Below are 17,140 nucleotides of genomic sequence, written 5' to 3' on the forward strand. Positions count from 1 at the left end.
GGTTTTCGATAAGCGGCCACCTGAAACTCAATCACCGAATCGGGTTGATCCTCAATTTGCAGGGTGTAAATACCCGTTGGGGCATCGGCAGGGAGTTGTACCTGACCGTGAGCCGTCCCGTAAGGCGAGAGGATTAATTTTTGTTTTTCAAGCAGCGGATTTCCCTGTTCCGGCGAGTATGCTCCATAAAAATTCACCGTAATTTCCTTCAAATCCGAAATCGGATAGCGCGCGTCATTCCATTGACGAACAATGTAACGGTAATGCACAGTTTGACCTGGCTGATAAATGGGACGGTCGGTGTAACCGTAGGTTTTGATCTTGGGCTGGTCAAAATTACTGCTGATCCCAAAGTTCCACGGGTAAATTCCGGCATTCCATTCCGAAGTTGCCAGCGAAAAATCAGGATCACCTTCATTTCCCACAGTGACCACCAACGTGCGGTAAAGATTGCTTTCGGTCAGGGAGATGCGCGCAATACCCTGATCATCGGTGCGTGCCTTGCCCAACACCAACCCGCTCCCGCCTTGATAAACCGTTACCTCGCGCCCGCTCACCGGTTGACGGTTGAGGATATTGACCGCCCAAACCACGACCTCCTGCTGGCTTTCTTTCAGAGTTACCTGGATTGGACTGACAACCATGAGCAAGTTTACGGTTTGATAGGTTTGCGTAAACTGCGGTGAGCTGATGCGAAAGGCGTACAGGCCGGTTTCCAAACCACCGTTGTCGCCTTTGAACGGAATTTCAATCCCCTGACTGACATTTTGCGGCAGATTCAAATTGACCTGCCAGTTTTCTTCCACCGCAAAAGAATCAACCGAGGGAGTACGTTCAACTGCCCGAATGACATCCATCAAGGTCATCCGCGCCCGAAGGATATTCAGCACTTCAAGATTGGTGGCATAAGCCGGCAGGTACTGATCGCCCGGCAGGGCATAATACAGGGTAGAGTACGCACTCAGAATCGGGATTCTTAGTGAGGGAAGTTGACTGCCCGCTTTGAAGGTCAGCGTGTAATCTCTGCCCAGCGCCTGACCCCAGCGGTCTTGTAATTCTGCCTTCAAAGTTAAGCGATACGTCTGACCGCTTTTGAAAAAACCGGAAAGATATAAGAAACCGGCCTGTTCATCGCTGTACATGTAATCATTGCTGATTTTCGGTTCAAGGATGACCCGTTCCTTGAGATTTTGACCGCGTGCCAGAGGAGCAGAAAATTCCACCAATAGCGAGGCAAAATCATCGTATATTTCCAACTCCTCACCAGCTGCCGGCGTGGTCGAAACAACCTGAAACTGGCCTACCGTTTGGAAGGATTGGCGTAAGGTTTCTTCAATGGGTACGCCGCCCAGTGATTCAACCCGATCCATCTCAATCACATATTCACGATTTCGTTCCAGCAGCCCCTGGGGCTGCAGGGTTACCACCGTATCCCGTTCCGCCCACTCATAAACCACGCCGACCGGACTGCCATCCTGCCCGCGCAAACGCAGACCCTGCTCAACACTGCGCCGGTCCATGGGCTGGTTGAAGGTCAAGCGAATCGAAACATCCAACGGCTGAGCCCCATCCAGGTCCGGTTCAAAACCGACCAGTGCCGGTTTAACCGTACTGAACTGCCAGTTCAGCGCCTCGGCATCGGTCAACGGTGTTCCATCCACACCGGTCAACTCAGTGTTCATCTCAACCTGATAGGTCTTTCCGCCTTCCAGAGCCGGGCGAGGGGTAAATACATACGTACTGGTGTTTAGCCAGCGGCCTTCCCCTTCGGCTGCGGGTTGTAAAGTAAACGCAGCCGGCAGCGCTGAGCCAACTTCACCCAATTCAACGATGGGGCGGTTGAAGGTTACTGCCACAACCGTGGTAGGGTCAACCTCCTGAACATCCGGTTGGGGAATGCGTTCGGTGACTCGCACCGTTTCCGCGGTGCGAAATTGAAAAGAAAACGAGCGGGCAAGGTTCTTTCCGCTCCTGTCTTTTGCGGTTGTCTGTACCGTAAAGGTGACAGGAGTACTCAATGGCAGGGGTTGATCCGGCACAAAACGCACCGAAGAGTCATCCAGCCACTCAAAACGTCCTGCGGTCACGGGCTGCACGGTTACAGCACCTTCTACCGAGGAGCGATCCATGGGTTGATCGAAGGTGAGGAGGATGCCGTCGCGGGAAGTGAGAATACTACCTGGTTCCGGCTGAACTTCCAAAACGGTAGGAGGCAACTCTTCCTCAGGTCGTGGCAGCGAGGTGGGCTGCTCAACGGGTGTGGTTGTAAGCGGACGCTCCCGATTTCCTCCAAAAGGCAGATTACAGGAAAGACTCACCATTGTAAACAACACAAACAGGGTAATCACCACCCGAACGAAAGTCGGTTGAGCATCGTTTCTCATTGGGGCGCCTCCATCACCGTCTTCCACATCATTGGCGAACTAATCTTAGGTCAATTCGGGATTAATGATTTTCAAATCAACTTTCGAATTTTCGTCCCCCCTCCCCCCTCCCCCAAAATCGCCCCTGCGATTTTGGGGGAGGTGCAGGTGGGGGTTATTGGCATCGCCTGGCAGGTTTTGATCTTATCCCGAACTCACGTTAATCTTACTTTACCACAATTCACAGGGATAAACAGCCATCGAAATTGCTGATGGCAGTTTAGACTTCCAAATTGCAGACGCCCCGGGACATGAAAAAGTTTCAAAACCAGGCTGATCTTTGCTTTCAGGTCAGCCTGGTTTCAGAAGAATAGATTAGACTCAAGGCTGATTGAGGAACGAACCAAAGAAGCGCCGGAAGTAAGTAAACTCACCGCTGTCGCCCTTGTGGTTTGGATTACTGGCGTCCCAAATTGCAGCAAAGGAAGCCACCACATCGTTCGCATCCAGCAGTGCGCCGTTGGTAAAACGCACACCATAGCGCAGGTTAAAAGTCCACTCGGTAGCGTTGGAATTCGAGGACCACGATTCAGCCAGTCCCGGCCGCAAACCAATCCCGTTGAATTCGTTTTCCACCAGTGTCGAATACAACAAATTGGTTACCCGAAAGGTCGTCCATTGGGTTGCATCCGCCGGCCAGAGCGATTCCGGTTCGGCAGATTGGAGAAAGACCAGCGTCCGTCCAGGCGTAATCACTTCGGACAGGTTTTCCAAATAGGCATTGACAGAAACCCCCTCTACCTCCTGACGAAACACAACCGCCGTGCGCACATGCGCCAGAGGAATAGCAGGCACATGCATTCGCAACATTTCGTTGATCCGGTTATAGCGGTTTTGACGTTGATCGGGGTCGCTGCTGCGCCTGGCTTCTTTTGCCATGAACTGAACATCCGGATAGACATTTCCGAGTAATTGAGCATCAGAGCTGAAAATCGTGGAATATAAACTGTCCGGGTCAGCGTAATCAGCATACCATGAATAAAGAAAGAATGCCTCGTTACCACTCCGAACAGATTGTTCAAACGCTGCAGCATCCATGCGATTTAGACGCACATTTACTCCATAAGGCAGCAACTGCGAGCGAATTGTCTGGGCTATGCGGTGCGGATCAGGCAGTAACTCATTGCCCTGGGAGGGATACGAAAGGGTTAATTCCTGTTCAAAATCAAAGTTTGCACGGCGCAGCAAATCCAGCGCCTGTTGCGGGTCATAAGGCAGCCACTGATAAAGCGGTGTGTAACCCGTTTGAAACACCGGGGAGATGAACTGATCGGCTACTTCGGTACCGACCGGGTAAATGGTGTTGACAATCCGCTCGCGGTCAATCAACATGCTGATCGCCTGACGCACCCGCGCGTCATTGAATGGCGCAAAGCGATTATTCATTCCGATGAAAGCCACATTCAGCGCCGGACGAAAGACCAAACTCAAAGAACTATCCTGATTGATGCTGTAAAAAGAATTGGGATCGGGCGAGTCCATGACGTGGGCTTTTTCGGTACTCACCTCTACCAACCGAGAAAGCGAAGTGGATGCCCATCGAAAGGTCAACGACTCAACCCGCGGTGGCAATCCCCAGTATTCCGGGTTGGGTTGGAGGGTCAAGCGCACCCCCGGCACATATTCCGCCACCCGGTAAGGGCCGCTGCCATTCGGTTGACGGCTCATCTCTTTGGAGTCGCCGCGATGTTCATTTAAGTAATCATCATCCTGAATAGCAAACACTGGAAAGGCCAGTTTTGCGGCAAAAGCCGGGTCGGGATTGCACAGGGTAAACCGAACCGTGTAAGAATCCAATGCTTCAACTGCACGGATTGCCCCCCCGTAGGAACAATCCTGAGCACGTATCCGTTGTAAATTGACCGAAGCCTGCACCTGTTCGACTTGCAGCGAAAGCGGTTGACAGGCCGTAACCAACAGACTGATCAACATCAGCAAAACACACCCCAAAAAGGACTTTTTCCTTAGTAAGAGGAGAGAAGGTGAATTTTTCATTCGACGTCCGGCTCCATTTGAAAGGCTGCTGATTCTTGAACAAGACTCCCCGTTCAGGCTGCTTCTCCGGCAAAAGAGGGCTGCATCCAAGGTAATTATACGGGAAGTGACCGGCTTTGGAATTGACAAATCAGTAAGGTAGCTGCTGGTCAACTTTTCCCAATCAAGGTATACTCCCTTTGGGATTTTGGAATACAGGTTACGGGGTTTTCTTTAAATGATGCAAAAATTGATCCAACTGGATGTTGATTTGTCCAATCGTTTAAGAATGGAGGTGGATGAATCTTTCCGCTGGAAACTGGTGGCGTTTTTAGCCCATTCGGGCGATTCATGGTTTTGGTTGCTGGGGCTGGGTGTTGTTTGGTTATTTTCCAGCGCCTGGCGGGGTTTTACCGCTTTCTTAATCTTGGATATTTTGCTGCTGGCAGTGTTGGTGATGAGCATCAAGTTCCTCGTCCGCCGCAGCCGTCCACCGGGAGAATGGGGCAGTATCTACCGCAACACTGATCCTCACTCCTTTCCCTCCGGTCATGCTGCCCGTGCGGTGATGATCGCCTCGGTGGTCGCAGCCAACGCACCCCTCTGGGTGGCAGCCTGCGTGGTGGTTTGGGCGTTACTGGTCAGCCTTTCGCGCATTTTCACCGGTATGCATTATTTATCCGATGTGGTAGCCGGCATGGCGCTGGGTTTGCTGAGCGGAGGGTTGTTCCTCTCCGCGCGCGAAGGGATGCAGGCGCTTTTACCCTACTTTTTTTAGGCAACATTGCTCAATGATCAGGGGTAAGGTTCTCTCGGTTCGCTGGTGGCTGACAATCAGCCTATGGTTTTTCCTCCCGGCCGCCTGTCAGACCACGCCGCTGGAAATTGAGATTGAAAATCAGAGCAGCCTGCCAATTTGTGAGGTGTACATCTCTCCCCAGCATCAGGCGGATTTTGGCGAAAATCAACTGCCGGAAGGCGAGATGATTTCAGGCGGCGCCAGGCGCAGCTTCACCCTTGAAGCGGGTGAGTACGACCTGCTGATTCGCACCTGCAGTGAGGAAACGGTATATTCCGAAGCAAAAATCAACCAGAACCGCCAGATCCTGATTGGTGGTGAAGGAAAATTCCCATTCCGCGTTACAAACCAAACCGGTCATGAAATTTGCTACCTGTACATCACCCAAACGGAAGAATGGGGAGAAGATCATCTCGGCAAAGTGGAGAGCATTCTGCCCGGCAGCGTACGGTTGTTCTTTCTTGCTCCCGCTTTCTACCATGCCCGCGCACTGGATTGCAACGAGAATGTGCTTGGAGAAATTCGAAATGTGAATCTGGTGGACTCTTTTGATTGGGTCATCTCACCCTGATTATGGTTTTCTCAAAGTTCCTCGACAACCCTGAAACATTGGATCGAACCTTAAATTTTGGCAAAACACCCCCACCCACCTCCCCCAATATCGCTTTGGCGATATTGGGGGAGGCGCAGGAGGGGGCAAAATCGCTCGATTGGACGCATCAGTGGATTATTCCGAATAGACATCGGTTAGCACCCGCCGGCTGCTGTTTGACCGTTTTCGACTTTGAGAAAGCCATCTCACCCTGATCAGAAGGTTTGACGAATAAGCCGCGCTGGAGTATGCTTAAATGCGGGAGTGGTAGGGTCCCGGTGGGCTCCCCGGTCTTCAAAACCGGTGGCGGGTCGCGTTGCGGGCCGCGGTGGGTTCGACTCCCATCCATTCCCGCCTTGAACATTATCTGTGTTTACACGAGGAATATCCTGTCCATGGAAGACCAACCCTTGCTTTTTGAACGAATTGAACTGGCAGTCCGCCGTATCTTCTTCATTGAAGACACAACCTTTGGCGACGAACGCAAAGGGTATGTCATCAAGTACCACGGGCGCATCCTGCTACCGGATACCGCCGAAGCCTATGATCGGCTGGCAGAGGCCGTTGCACCGCTTGGCTTGACCCCCCTCTTTCGTTATGAAAACAACCGTCAGACGGTTATCCTGGTCACCAGCCGTCAGGCGCCGCGCTCGTCCAACCCACGCACAAACCTGATTTTCTTTATATTAACCCTGATCAGTGTCTGGTTTACCGGTGGAATGCTCAGCCTGAAAGAAATGCCCGGCAACGCTGTGGAATTTATCTGGGCCATGATCAGCGGAGGCTGGCCGTTTGCCATCAGTCTACTGGCAATTCTCACCGCACATGAATTTGGGCATTATCTGGTTGGCAGACGGCACGGAGCAGCCGTCAGTCTGCCTTATTTTTTGCCGTTGCCTTTCCCGCTAAGCCCGTTTGGAACGCTGGGCGCTTTTATTAATATGAAAGAATTGCCCAAAAACCGGCGTGTGCTGATGGATATCGGCATTGCCGGGCCGCTGGCCGGGCTGGTTGTGGCCATTCCGGTTGTGCTGATCGGGTTGTCGCTTTCCGAGCTCTCTCCGTTGCCAGCCGCACCGCTGGGCAGCGGTTTGGGACAGACTCAACTGGAAGGCAATTCCATCCTCTACCTGCTGCTCAAATTTGTGGTATTCGGTCAGTTTTTACCTGCCCCAGCCGATTACAGCGGACTTTCACCCCTCCTTTTCTGGGTGCGTTATTTCTTCACCGGTCAACCGCTGCCCTACGGTGGAATAGATGTTTTGCTGCATCCAGTGGCATGGGCTGGCTGGGGTGGTATTCTGATCACTTCCCTGAATCTGATTCCTGCCGGTCAACTGGATGGCGGACATCTGCTGTATGTGCTCTTCGGGCGCGAACGTGCCCGCCGCATCTACCCGCTGGTGCTTCTGGCGTTGGGATTGCTGGGTTTCGTCTGGGCTGGCTGGTGGCTGTGGGCCGTGTTGATTTTTCTTTTTGGGCGGGTTTATGCCGAACCGCTTGACCAGATCACCGAACTGGATGCGCGCCGCAAACGCCTGGGACTGCTCACTCTGATCGTCTTTGTACTGGTATTCACCCCTGTGCCGCTGGTGCTTATGCCCTGACCAGAGTCTCAATCCATTCGCCCTGCAAGGTGCGATAAACCCCCAGCGCCGAAACGGTCAGGCAGACGTGCGCCGGAATCACCCCGATTAAATCTCCCACCGAGAGGGTTGCCAGCACATCCGCAGGCAGGTGTACAATGCCATGCTCCTGAGCAAGGCGCACCAGAGCGCCTTGCTTTACCCGCGGCGACCAGCTTTCCTCAGTGAGCAGTACCGCCCAGCCGTACAGGGTTTGCCCGTTTTCTTGCAGGCCGTCTTTGGAAAAGTGAATTGCCCCGCCGTAAATTACCGCCTCACCCCGTTCGGGGTGTGTGGCCACCACCGGACAGGCGACCACCGCGGCGATGTCCGTTTCCCGGCAGGCTCCCAGCCGAGCCATCTGAGCATCGTAAAAGACGAAATTCCCCGGGCGGATTTCATCCACCCCCTCAAAATCATTGCTCAGGCTGCAGCCGGGCGTATCACCCACCGATATTTCCAAACCGTCAATGCCGTTCTGCTCCAAAAATTGGCGCACTTCGTTCATGCGCAGGTTGCTGCGCTGAAAGCGCTGCACCACTTCAGCAGGATGCTGGCTGTGGTAAGTCTCACCGGCATGGGTCAGTAGTCCCCGCAGGTGTAAAACCGGGTAGTTGCGAATTTTGCGGGCCAAATCAACAATCTGCTGAGGGTCATCCCATGCCAGCCCGGTGCGGCGGCTTCCGCTGTCAATCTTAATCCATACATCCACAGTATGATCCACTGCGGCGGCTAAGGCTTCCACATGCGCGGCGCATTCCACCAGCACGCCGAGCCGGATCGATTCGCTCAACCGCCGCACCAATTCGATTTGACGCAGATTGAGCGGGAACGCCACCAGAATATCCCCCCAGCCATGAGTGGCAAAATAGGCTGCCATGTCCAGCGAGGAAACGGTAATTGCCTGTACACCATAGGCGCGAAACCACTCCCCCACCTGAGCTGACTGGTGTGTTTTGAAATGGGGGCGAAGACGCACCCCTGCGCGGCGGGCTTTTTCGATCATGCGCTGGATGTTGGCATGTACCCTATGCGGGTCAATCAGTAAAGTTGGACGGGTAATATCAAGGTATTGGATTGTGTTCATAGCTCTATTGTATAATAACTGGCATGAACAATCAGCAACTGGCGGAAATCTTCGAGCGCATCGCCAACCTGTTGGAAATCAACGGCGAGGTGGTTTATAAAACCCTGGCCTACCGGCGCGCGGCAGAAAGTCTGCGCACATTTCCGCGCGAAGCCAGCGATTTGTACCGCGAGGGCAAGCTGACCGAAATTCCCGGCGTTGGCAAAGCCATTGCCGAAAAAATTGAGGAACTGCTCACCACCGGCAGATTGGGTTTTCTGGAAAGGCTGGAAGAGGAAGTCCCCCCTACCCTGTTGGAATTACTCGAAATACCGGATGTTGGCCCGAAAAAAGTGGCGCTGTTCTGGAAACAGGCCGATATTACTTCGCTGATGGATCTTGAATCAGCTGCGCGTGATGGTCACTTGCGCCGCCTGCCGGGGATAGGCGAAAAGTCCGAGCAGCGCATCCTGGCCGGCATCGAGGCGTTGCGCCGGCGCAGCAAACGCATGCTGCTTGGCACAGTACGCCCAATCGGCTTGCGCTGGCTGAAATGGCTGCGTGCGCTTCCCGGCATACGGCAGGCTGAACTGGCTGGCAGTTTGCGTCGCTGGAAGCCCACCATCGGCGATCTCGACCTCGTGGCAGCCGCCGACAATCCAGCTGCAATCATGGACGCTTTTGTCCATCATCCCGAGGTCGTCCGTGTTCTGGCACACGGTGAAAATAAATCCAGCATTGAATTGAGCAACGGTCTCAATATCCAGTTGTGGCTGCAGCCAGAAGAAAAATTTGGTTCTTTGCTGCAATTTGTGACCGGCTCCAAAGAACACAACGTGCACCTGCGCGAACTGGCGCAGCACAGAGGGCTGTCGCTTTCTGAACATGGGATTACCACACCCGACGGACAGGAGCAGCTTTTTTCCAGCGAAACTGAACTGTATCAGGCCCTGGGATTGGAGTGGATTCCCCCTGAACTGCGCGAAGACCGCGGTGAGATTCAGGCGGCGCTGAATCACCGTCTGCCTGAGCTGATCACCCCGGCGGATCTGTGCGCTGACCTGCACAGCCATTCCACCTGGAGCGACGGAGCTTTAAGTATCCGTGAAATGGCCAAAGCCGCTCAGGCACGCGGCCTGAAGGTACTGGCCGTCACCGACCATACCCACTCCTTGGGAATTGCCAACGGATTGGATGCCGACCGCCTGCGCCAGCAGCGGAAAGAAATTGACGCCGTGCAGGCCGAATTGGGCGATGAATTCACCCTCTTGCAGGGTGCGGAAGTGGAAATTAAAGCCGATGGCAGTCTGGATTTGCCGGATGACGTGCTGGCCGAACTGGATATTGTCATTGCGTCCCTGCATGTCAGCCTGCGCCAGCCACGCGAGGAAATTACTGCCCGCTTGCTGCGTGCCATTCGCAACCCGCACGTGGATATCATCGGTCACCCCAGCGGACGGCTGTTGCCCAACCGCGAAGGAGCCGACCTGGATTGGGAAGTCATCCTGACTGCTGCCCGAGAAGAAAACGTTGCCTTCGAAATCAACGCCAATCCTTCTCGTCTGGATCTGGACGAGGTTCACGCACGGCGGGCTATCGAACTGGGTATTTTGTTGAGCATCAACACCGATGCGCACAGTCCAGCGGATCTGGAACTGGCGGAATACGGTGTATCGGTTGCACGGCGGGCATGGGTGAGTGCGTCGCAGGTGCTGAATACATGGCAGCCGGCCGAAATCCGCCGCTGGTTGGCTGAACATCGCCAAAAATCTGGTTAACGTGAGTTCGGGATAAGATCAAAACCTGGCAAGCAGTGATCATTACCCCCACCTGCACCTCCCCCAAAATCGCAAGGGCGATTTTGGGGGAGGCGGGAGGGGGACGAAAATTCGAAAGTTGATGTAAAAATGATTTATCCCAAATTGACGTTGCTTAAGAAAACATCGGTTTTTTACCCATTAATGGAGAGGCTTTTATCTCACGCATCTTCAGGATGAGGTAAGATATTGCCCATCTGCCATGTCTGAAAAGACAGAACAACGTGGACTCTGCTCTGTCTACTTCGAAAAAAGTCGGAAAAAATTTACTGTGCGAAACCAGTGTATAAGGTTTTGAAGCCCGGAATCCTGCAAACAAGACCCGTTTCGGTTAAAAATAAGATGGAGATTGTTATGGATTATCAAGCCACTCGCCGGGAAAAGGATGAATTTTTCGCCGCTCACCCGCAAAGCCCCCTGCGGGAAGATCAAAAGGCTGTCTTTCAGGGGTTAAACTACTTTCCACCCAACCCCGCCCTGCGTTTCACGCTGACCCTGACACCATTCGCAGAGCGGAAAAATGTGGAAATTCTCACCAATACCGGCGATGTGCAGGTGTATGCCCGCCTGGGACGTTTTTCGTTTGAAGTGGAGGGGCAAAAGGTCGAATTAACGCTGTACGGTAATCAATACGGCTACTTTCTGCCGTTCGTGGACAGCCTGGCAGGCCTAGAAACCTACCCCGCCGGACGCTATCTGGAGCCGGAAGGGCTTGGACAAAACCGGTTTATTGTGGACTTCAACCTGGCCTACAACCCCTACTGCGCCTATAACGATGACTGGTCTTGTCCGCTGACACCCCCAGAAAATCGGTTGTCCGTACCCATTCGCGCTGGGGAAAAACTATTCCATTCACCATCCAATCACAAGTAAGAGGTTAAAACAGCATGGCAAAAGCAATCTGGAACAATACCGTTTTGGCGGAAAGCGACCAAACCATCATCATTGAAGGCAACCATTACTTCCCCCCGTCTACCGTCAACTGGGATTATTTTGTAAAGAGCGAAACCCATACCACCTGCCCGTGGAAGGGTGAAGCCAGTTATTACACCATTGTGGTCAACGGACAAAGTAACCCGGATGCTGCCTGGTATTACCCCAACCCCAAAGAGGCTGCCCGCCAGATTAAGGATTACGTGGCTTTCTGGCGTGGCGTTCGCGTGGAAGCCTGAAAAACATGAAGTTGCTGCAGCCGGGGGATCGGATTGTGCCGTTCACTTTGCCGGCAGCAGACGGCAAAATCTACTCGTTTTCCGACTTACTGCACGGAAACACCTATCTGCTGCTGGTCTTTCTGCGCCATCTGGGTTGAATTCCCTGCCGCGAACATGCTTTGCAGTTGCAAAGCGCTCAGCCCGAATTTGAACAAAACGGTATATCCATTGCCCTTGTTACTTTTGAAGAGGGTCACTGGCTGGATCGCTGGAGGGAAACAACCCAGATTCATTTTACAATCCTGCTCGACCCGCAAAAAAACCTGTATCAGGCTTTTGGCCTGCAGCGTTCCATCCGACGCACCTGGAATTTGCCGACCCTGTGGTTTTATGCCCAAAAATTATTGCGCGGTGAAAAATTGATCGCCACCGGCGGTGATCTTCATCAATTGGGGGGTGATTTTATCCTTGATCAGCACGGTCAAATCGTGTTGGTTTATTACAGCCACGACCCCACCGACCGCCCGCAGCCCAATACATTGCTGCAATCCATTCAATTGAAGGGATAGAAATTCGCCAAATTCCCCCCTCTGCCGGTATAATGATGAATATATCCACTAAAGGAGACGAAAATGACTCTCCAAAACACAAACCGTCCACCGGTCAAATGGCGCGGTTACCAGATCAGCCCGGTTGCACAAGCCTTCCGCTTTGTACCTTCCGCCCAATTCGGCATCATCTGGAACCGACCGGTCGGGGTTCAGGTTCAAACCCCGCAGGGGGAAACCCAATTTTTGCCTGTACATGATTTGACCCGCATCATTCAAGTAATCATCATTCTGAGCGGGTTATTCCTGCTCTTCTTGCTGAAATTGATTTATAAAAGGAGTTAACCAATGAGCGCTTCTGAAACTGAAAACACATCCGAAGCCACCCTCCCCGAAAACGAAAACGCGCTGGCATCTGCAGCCCTGGAAACCATTCAGGATACCATGGATCAATTCATGGCAACCGCGGATGTGAACGCCGTTTTTGGTGAAACCATCAAACATCAGGGCAACCTCATCCTGCCGGCAGCCGAAGTAGTCAGCATTATGGGCTTTGGAATTGGCAGCGGTGCTGGCGTCAACGAGGAAAACAAGGGCAGCGGTTCAGGCGGCGGCGGTGGCGGTAAGACCTTTGCCCGGCCGGTAGCGGTGATTGTCGCCAATGAGCAGGGTGTTCAGGTCAAACCGGTGGTAGATTTCACCAAGATTTACCTGACCGCCTTTACCACGTTGGCATTTATCACCAGCGCGTGGCTGCGCATGCGGCGCGGTAAATAATCCGCCTGCTTCGGTTTAGAAAAATGGAGCGAATCCGGATTGCCCGCCTGCGGGCGGACGCCCATTTGCCCACTCGCAAACATGCCGAAGATGCCGGCATGGACTTGTATGCCGCAGAGAGGGTCGAGATACCCCCGCATCAGTTCGGCATCATACCAACCGGCATCGGCGTACAAATTCCCGCCGGATTTGTCGGTTTACTGAAACCGAAAGGCCGCAGCAATCATCTGCTGGGCGCAGGCGTGGTTGATGCCGGCTACCAGGGTGAAATTCTCGTCAAGGTCGCAAATCCGACCGATGAACCGCTCGTGTTTGAAGCCGGGGATGCAGTCGGGCAACTGTTGATTCTGCCCATCCTGACACCGCAAATTGAGGAAATCAGTACGGCTGAGTTTCTGAAGAACACAACGGACCGCGGTGCCAGCGGGGGAATTGTGGAACAGAAACGCCGTCAGTCCAGCGGCTAAACGCCGCTGTTGTACTCATTCAACGCATCCATCAACGCCTGCAGATTTGCCAGAGGAGTGTGGGGCGGTAAATCATCCTCCGGTGCAAGGATGAAATTGGGGAAGTCTCGCATCGCATTCAACAAATTCAGGGTTTCCTGATGAACCGCCTGCGGCGAGGACTCTGTCATCTGGTTTATGGACAGATTACCGATCAGAAGCGCCTGTTCAGGCAGCCGGTGTGCAGCAGCCGCCAAATCCGCCCGGCTGCCAAACCAGTACCCCGCTGCACCGCTCGTCGTCAACTGGCTGATCTGTTCCAAATCCGCCAGTGAATTATGAAGAATAAAAGCAAAACGCGGATTCTGCACCTCCCCAACCAGCCGCTGAATATGGCGCAGTGAAAAGCGCTCGCGCTGTTCGGCGGTCAGGCTTTCATCCAGCGGCTCACTGAGAATGACCCCATCGGCTTCGTTGAAAGAAAAGGCATGGGCATAATCCGGTAAGAACCGCATGATTTTATCCAACAGCGCATCCAGCACCGGCGGCTGCTCATTCAATATTTCATCCCAGGCGTCCTCCCCAATCAGCTGGCGGGCAACTGCCAGCGGGCCGTTCATGATCCCCAGAACAAACGGCTTTGGTTCAGGTAAGCGTTCTTTGAGCAGGCGGGGCACTGCCAGCGTTACCGTAGTCCGTTTATGACCCGGCCGGGGGATAATCAACGCATCCACATCCCGCTGAGAAAGAACGGTCGCAGCAGCCGCGCCGAGAGGGGTATTGGCATCCATATTAAGCGGCGAACCGAACGCCTCGGCCTCAATCATCCGATCCCAAACCGGCAGAAGAAATGCTCCTCCAAAGCGCTGAGCCGCCTCTTCAAGAACCTGAATTTGCGTATCGGTATCGGTGGCGAATTCGGAGATGGCTTTGTTCATCTCGAAACCGAGGGGATAAGCCGCTGGAACGATGCACTCCCGCCGTTTTTGTGAAAGTATCCTATCAGCAATATGGGTTTTCAAGGTTGCCTCCGCTGATGAGTATTGAAGGGACGGTCTAATTTCCTTCCCACTCCTGCCACGCCTGAAATCGCTGCGATGTTTTTGGGGATGTGCAGGCAGGGATTTGACGTACCGCCGGCCAGTTTTTTCCTGTAAGCCCAATCAGCCACTATTTTACCCCCGTTGTGAACTCTTTAGCCGATGAAATATGTACCTTTAACACATTTTCCAACATTGACCAGCCGGTTTTCCCAATTCCGCCCCAATATCCCTTGACAAATTACGCAATATATAATAACATAAGTTATATATTATAACAAAGATGAAACACTATGACCAGAAGAGAAAAATTCCGCCAAATCACGATGGACGAAATCAAAAGCCTTGCCCGCCTTCAAATGGCGGAAGGCGGAACTGCCAGCCTTTCGCTGAACGCAATTGCCAGACAAATGGGCATGAGCGGGCCGGCATTGTACCGCTATTTTGAAAGCCGGGATGCCCTGATCACTGCGCTGATTGTGGATGCCTATCAGGCTTTAGCCGCAGCGCTGGAAGAAACCGCCGCCCGTTTTGGCGATCAGCCGGCGCGGGAAGGTTTGCTGCAGGTTTTGCTCAGTTACCGGCGCTGGGCGCTGGATCACCCGGTGGATTTTCAGTTAATCTTTGGCAATCCCATCCCCGGTTATCAGGCCGAGGAAGCGGTCACCGCCCCAACGGCCGGCAAAGTCTTTGCTCCCATCTTACGCATTCTGGAGCGCGCCTACCGGCAGGAAAACCGCCCATACCCGAACTTTCTGGAAAACCTTCCGCCCCAGGTACAGATTCGCTTTTCACAGTCCATGCAGGATTTTCAACCCTTCCTGCCCGAAAAGGTGGTGTATATCGGCATCGTTGGCTGGTATCACATTCATGGGATGATTATGCTGGAACTTTTCAATCATATTCAACCGCTGGTCAGCGATCCAGCCGCATTTTACCGCTTTGAAATCGAACGCTTGATGGACTTGATGAATCTGTAAAGAACCCCTGCGGTGAACTGCCAGCATTGTTTCGTGAACTTGTTCATATTTTGTAATCATTTTCTTCAGGAGTTAAGTCATGTCAAAAAATTCTAGCCTTCATGTTGTTTTCGGTAGCGGACCGCTGGGGCTTTCGGTTGTGGATGAACTGCTCCAACAAGGTGCTGAGGTACGGGTGGTTAACCGCAGCGGTAAAGCCGAAGTACCTGATCAGGTTGAGGTTGTGCAAGCCGATATTTACGACCGGGCACAGGCAATTCGAGCCTGCAATGCTGCCGGCTATGTTTATCAATGCGCCCAGCCGCCCTATCACCAGTGGGTGGAAAAATTTCCATCTCTACAGCAAAACATTCTGGAAGGCAGCGCCGCGGCTGGCGCACGTCTGATCATCGGGGAAAACCTGTATATGTACGGTGAGGTTGATGGACCTATCCATGAAAATTTGCCCTACGCTGCCACCACCCGCAAAGGTCAACTGCGGGCCAGGATGGCACAGGCCGCGCTGGATGCCCACCAGAAAGGCATACTGCCGGTCGTGATTGGGCGCGCTTCGGACTTTTTCGGCCCCCGTGTGCTGGCTTCCACCCTGGGTGAACGAGTGTTCGTCCCTGCCTTGCGGGGTAAAACCACAAGTTTTGTCGGAAATCTCGATTTACCTCACAGCTATACTTACATCAAAGACTTTGGCAAGGCGCTGGTCAGGCTGGCACAAGAAGATCGAGCCTACGGACAGGCCTGGCATGTCCCTACCGCCCCCGCCGTAACTCAACGCGAATTGGGTGAGATGATTTTTGAAATTCTGGGTAAGCCTCCAAAAATCAGTGGGATGGGAAGATTCATGATGGCAATTGGCGGTTTGTTAATTCCCGAAGCACGCGAATCAGTGGAAATGATGTATGAATTTGAAAAACCTTTTGTGGTGGACTGCAGCAAATACACCAACGCCTTCGGTCAAACGGCAACCCCTCTGCGAGTGGCATTAACCGCAACAATTGACTGGTACCGCCAGCACGTATTGCAATAAACTGACCGGCCAGCGCCACAAATGGGGATTCAATCTTCCCAGCGGGTGTGAAAAACACCCGCTTTGTCAACCCGACGGTAAGTGTGCGCTCCAAAGAAATCCCGCTGGGCTTGAATCAAATTCGCCGGAAGCCGTTCACTGCGGTAGGCATCAAAGTAGGCCAGCGAAGCGGACATGCCCGGTACGGCAATGCCCTGTTCAATCGCAACCATGACAACCCTGCGCAAGGATTGCTGACGGCGGTTAACTGCCTCGCTGAAGTAGGGCGAAAGCAGCAGGTTTTGCAGGCTGGCATTTTCCTGATAGGCAGCAGTAATGTCATTCAACAGGCTGGCACGGATGATACAGCCCGCCCGCCAGATGCGCGCCAGTTCTGCCAGATTGAAAGCGTAATCGTACTCAGCTGAAGCCAGACGCAGCATCGCCATACCCTGCGCGTAGGAAAGGATTTTGCTGGCATATAACGCCTCGCGCACGGCTTGAATGAGATCCTCGCTGCTGCCCGTATAGGATGGCGCGGCATGGCTGAAAATTGTGCTGGCATGAACGCGCTCCGCCTTCATTGCAGAAAGGATGCGGCTGTAAACGGCTGCGTCAATGGTCGGCACTGCCGCCCCTATATCGAACGCGTTCTGGGCAGTCCATTTTCCGGTGCCTTTCTGCTCAGCCTCATCCAATATCAGGTCCACCAGCGGTTGTCCGGTTTCCTCATCCACCTTTGCCAGCACTTTGGCAGTGATTTCGATCAAAAAAGATTTCAATTCACCTTCATTCCACCGGTTGAAAATCCCACTTAACTGACTTGCGGTCAGACCCAACACCCGCCGCAGCACCTCATAGGCTTCGGCGATCAACTGCATATCGCCGTATTCAAT

17 protein-coding genes, 1 tRNA gene and 1 pseudogene are annotated in these 17,140 nt (G+C 53.2%); 14 read left to right on the forward strand and 5 right to left on the reverse strand.

What is annotated here, in order from left to right:
* A partial coding sequence (locus tag VAE48_RS00960) for an Ig-like domain-containing protein (RefSeq protein WP_322791438.1) occupies nt 1-2,384 on the reverse strand: 2,384 nt, incomplete at its 3' end.
* Nucleotides 2,385-2,744: 360 nt separating this feature from the next.
* Nucleotides 2,745-4,418 (reverse strand): ABC transporter substrate-binding protein, encoded by a 1,674-nt coding sequence (locus VAE48_RS00965; protein WP_322791439.1) that lies wholly within the window; start codon nt 4,416-4,418, stop codon nt 2,745-2,747.
* A 217-nt stretch (nt 4,419-4,635) separates the two neighbouring features.
* On the opposite strand from VAE48_RS00965, the gene VAE48_RS00970 reads away from it, so the two are divergent.
* From VAE48_RS00970 to VAE48_RS00985, 4 genes are all read left to right on the forward strand, one after another.
* A complete protein-coding gene (locus VAE48_RS00970) occupies nt 4,636-5,175 on the forward strand; it encodes a phosphatase PAP2 family protein (protein WP_322791440.1) in 540 nt (179 codons plus the stop codon).
* A gap of 13 nt (nt 5,176-5,188) precedes the next feature.
* Nucleotides 5,189-5,767, forward strand: a complete 579-nt coding sequence (locus tag VAE48_RS00975) for a hypothetical protein (RefSeq protein WP_322791441.1) — start codon at nt 5,189-5,191, stop codon at nt 5,765-5,767.
* 281 nt (nt 5,768-6,048) lie between these two features.
* Nucleotides 6,049-6,142: transfer RNA gene (locus VAE48_RS00980), tRNA-Sec, on the forward strand.
* A 41-nt stretch (nt 6,143-6,183) separates the two neighbouring features.
* Nucleotides 6,184-7,395 carry a site-2 protease family protein gene (locus VAE48_RS00985; RefSeq protein ID WP_322791442.1) on the forward strand — a complete coding sequence of 404 codons (1,212 nt, stop codon included), beginning with the start codon at nt 6,184-6,186 and terminating at the stop codon, nt 7,393-7,395.
* Here VAE48_RS00985 and VAE48_RS00990 read toward each other — a convergent pair.
* Nucleotides 7,385-8,500: an alanine racemase gene (locus tag VAE48_RS00990; RefSeq protein WP_322791443.1), complete on the reverse strand. Its 1,116-nt coding sequence runs from the start codon at nt 8,498-8,500 to the stop codon at nt 7,385-7,387. The genes VAE48_RS00985 and VAE48_RS00990 overlap by 11 nt on opposite strands.
* A gap of 23 nt (nt 8,501-8,523) precedes the next feature.
* Here VAE48_RS00990 and polX point away from each other — a divergent pair, with 23 nt between their 5' ends.
* The 8 genes from polX to VAE48_RS01030 all read left to right on the forward strand — a co-directional run bounded on the left by polX (nt 8,524) and on the right by VAE48_RS01030 (nt 13,242).
* Nucleotides 8,524-10,257 carry a DNA polymerase/3'-5' exonuclease PolX gene (polX, locus tag VAE48_RS00995; protein WP_322791444.1) on the forward strand — a complete coding sequence of 578 codons (1,734 nt, stop codon included), beginning with the start codon at nt 8,524-8,526 and terminating at the stop codon, nt 10,255-10,257.
* 393 nt (nt 10,258-10,650) lie between these two features.
* Complete coding sequence (locus tag VAE48_RS01000; RefSeq protein WP_322791445.1) at nt 10,651-11,169, forward strand: DUF1684 domain-containing protein; 519 nt, start codon at nt 10,651-10,653, stop codon at nt 11,167-11,169.
* 14 nt (nt 11,170-11,183) lie between these two features.
* Nucleotides 11,184-11,468: a DUF427 domain-containing protein gene (locus VAE48_RS01005; protein ID WP_322791446.1), complete on the forward strand. Its 285-nt coding sequence runs from the start codon at nt 11,184-11,186 to the stop codon at nt 11,466-11,468.
* A gap of 5 nt (nt 11,469-11,473) precedes the next feature.
* The gene (locus VAE48_RS01010; protein ID WP_322791447.1) at nt 11,474-11,608 is read left to right on the forward strand and encodes a hypothetical protein; all 135 of its coding nucleotides are present in this window, start codon (nt 11,474-11,476) and stop codon (nt 11,606-11,608) included.
* Nucleotides 11,609-12,019, forward strand: a complete 411-nt coding sequence (locus tag VAE48_RS01015) for an AhpC/TSA family protein (protein WP_322791454.1) — start codon at nt 11,609-11,611, stop codon at nt 12,017-12,019.
* A gap of 63 nt (nt 12,020-12,082) precedes the next feature.
* The gene (locus tag VAE48_RS01020; RefSeq protein WP_322791448.1) at nt 12,083-12,343 is read left to right on the forward strand and encodes a hypothetical protein; all 261 of its coding nucleotides are present in this window, start codon (nt 12,083-12,085) and stop codon (nt 12,341-12,343) included.
* 3 nt (nt 12,344-12,346) lie between these two features.
* On the forward strand, nt 12,347-12,775 hold the full coding sequence (locus VAE48_RS01025) for a spore germination protein GerW family protein (protein ID WP_322791449.1): 429 nt from the start codon (nt 12,347-12,349) through the stop codon (nt 12,773-12,775).
* Between the two features lie 23 nt (nt 12,776-12,798).
* Complete coding sequence (locus tag VAE48_RS01030; RefSeq protein WP_322791450.1) at nt 12,799-13,242, forward strand: dUTP diphosphatase; 444 nt, start codon at nt 12,799-12,801, stop codon at nt 13,240-13,242.
* Here VAE48_RS01030 and VAE48_RS01035 read toward each other — a convergent pair.
* Entirely contained in the window at nt 13,239-14,243 is a 1,005-nt protein-coding gene (locus tag VAE48_RS01035; protein WP_322791451.1) for a uroporphyrinogen decarboxylase family protein, read from the reverse strand. The genes VAE48_RS01030 and VAE48_RS01035 overlap by 4 nt on opposite strands.
* A gap of 311 nt (nt 14,244-14,554) precedes the next feature.
* Between VAE48_RS01035 and VAE48_RS01040 the strand changes: the two genes are divergently transcribed.
* Both VAE48_RS01040 and VAE48_RS01045 read left to right on the forward strand, forming a co-directional pair.
* Nucleotides 14,555-15,241: a TetR/AcrR family transcriptional regulator gene (locus tag VAE48_RS01040; RefSeq protein ID WP_322791452.1), complete on the forward strand. Its 687-nt coding sequence runs from the start codon at nt 14,555-14,557 to the stop codon at nt 15,239-15,241.
* 79 nt (nt 15,242-15,320) lie between these two features.
* A complete protein-coding gene (locus VAE48_RS01045; protein WP_322791453.1) occupies nt 15,321-16,265 on the forward strand; it encodes an SDR family oxidoreductase in 945 nt (314 codons plus the stop codon).
* Between the two features lie 29 nt (nt 16,266-16,294).
* Here VAE48_RS01045 and VAE48_RS01050 read toward each other — a convergent pair.
* Nucleotides 16,295-17,140: pseudogene (locus VAE48_RS01050) on the reverse strand (NADP-dependent phosphogluconate dehydrogenase); the annotation flags it as partial.

The organism is Bellilinea sp. (assembly GCF_034432615.1).
Taxonomy (GTDB): domain Bacteria; phylum Chloroflexota; class Anaerolineae; order Anaerolineales; family Anaerolineaceae; genus Bellilinea.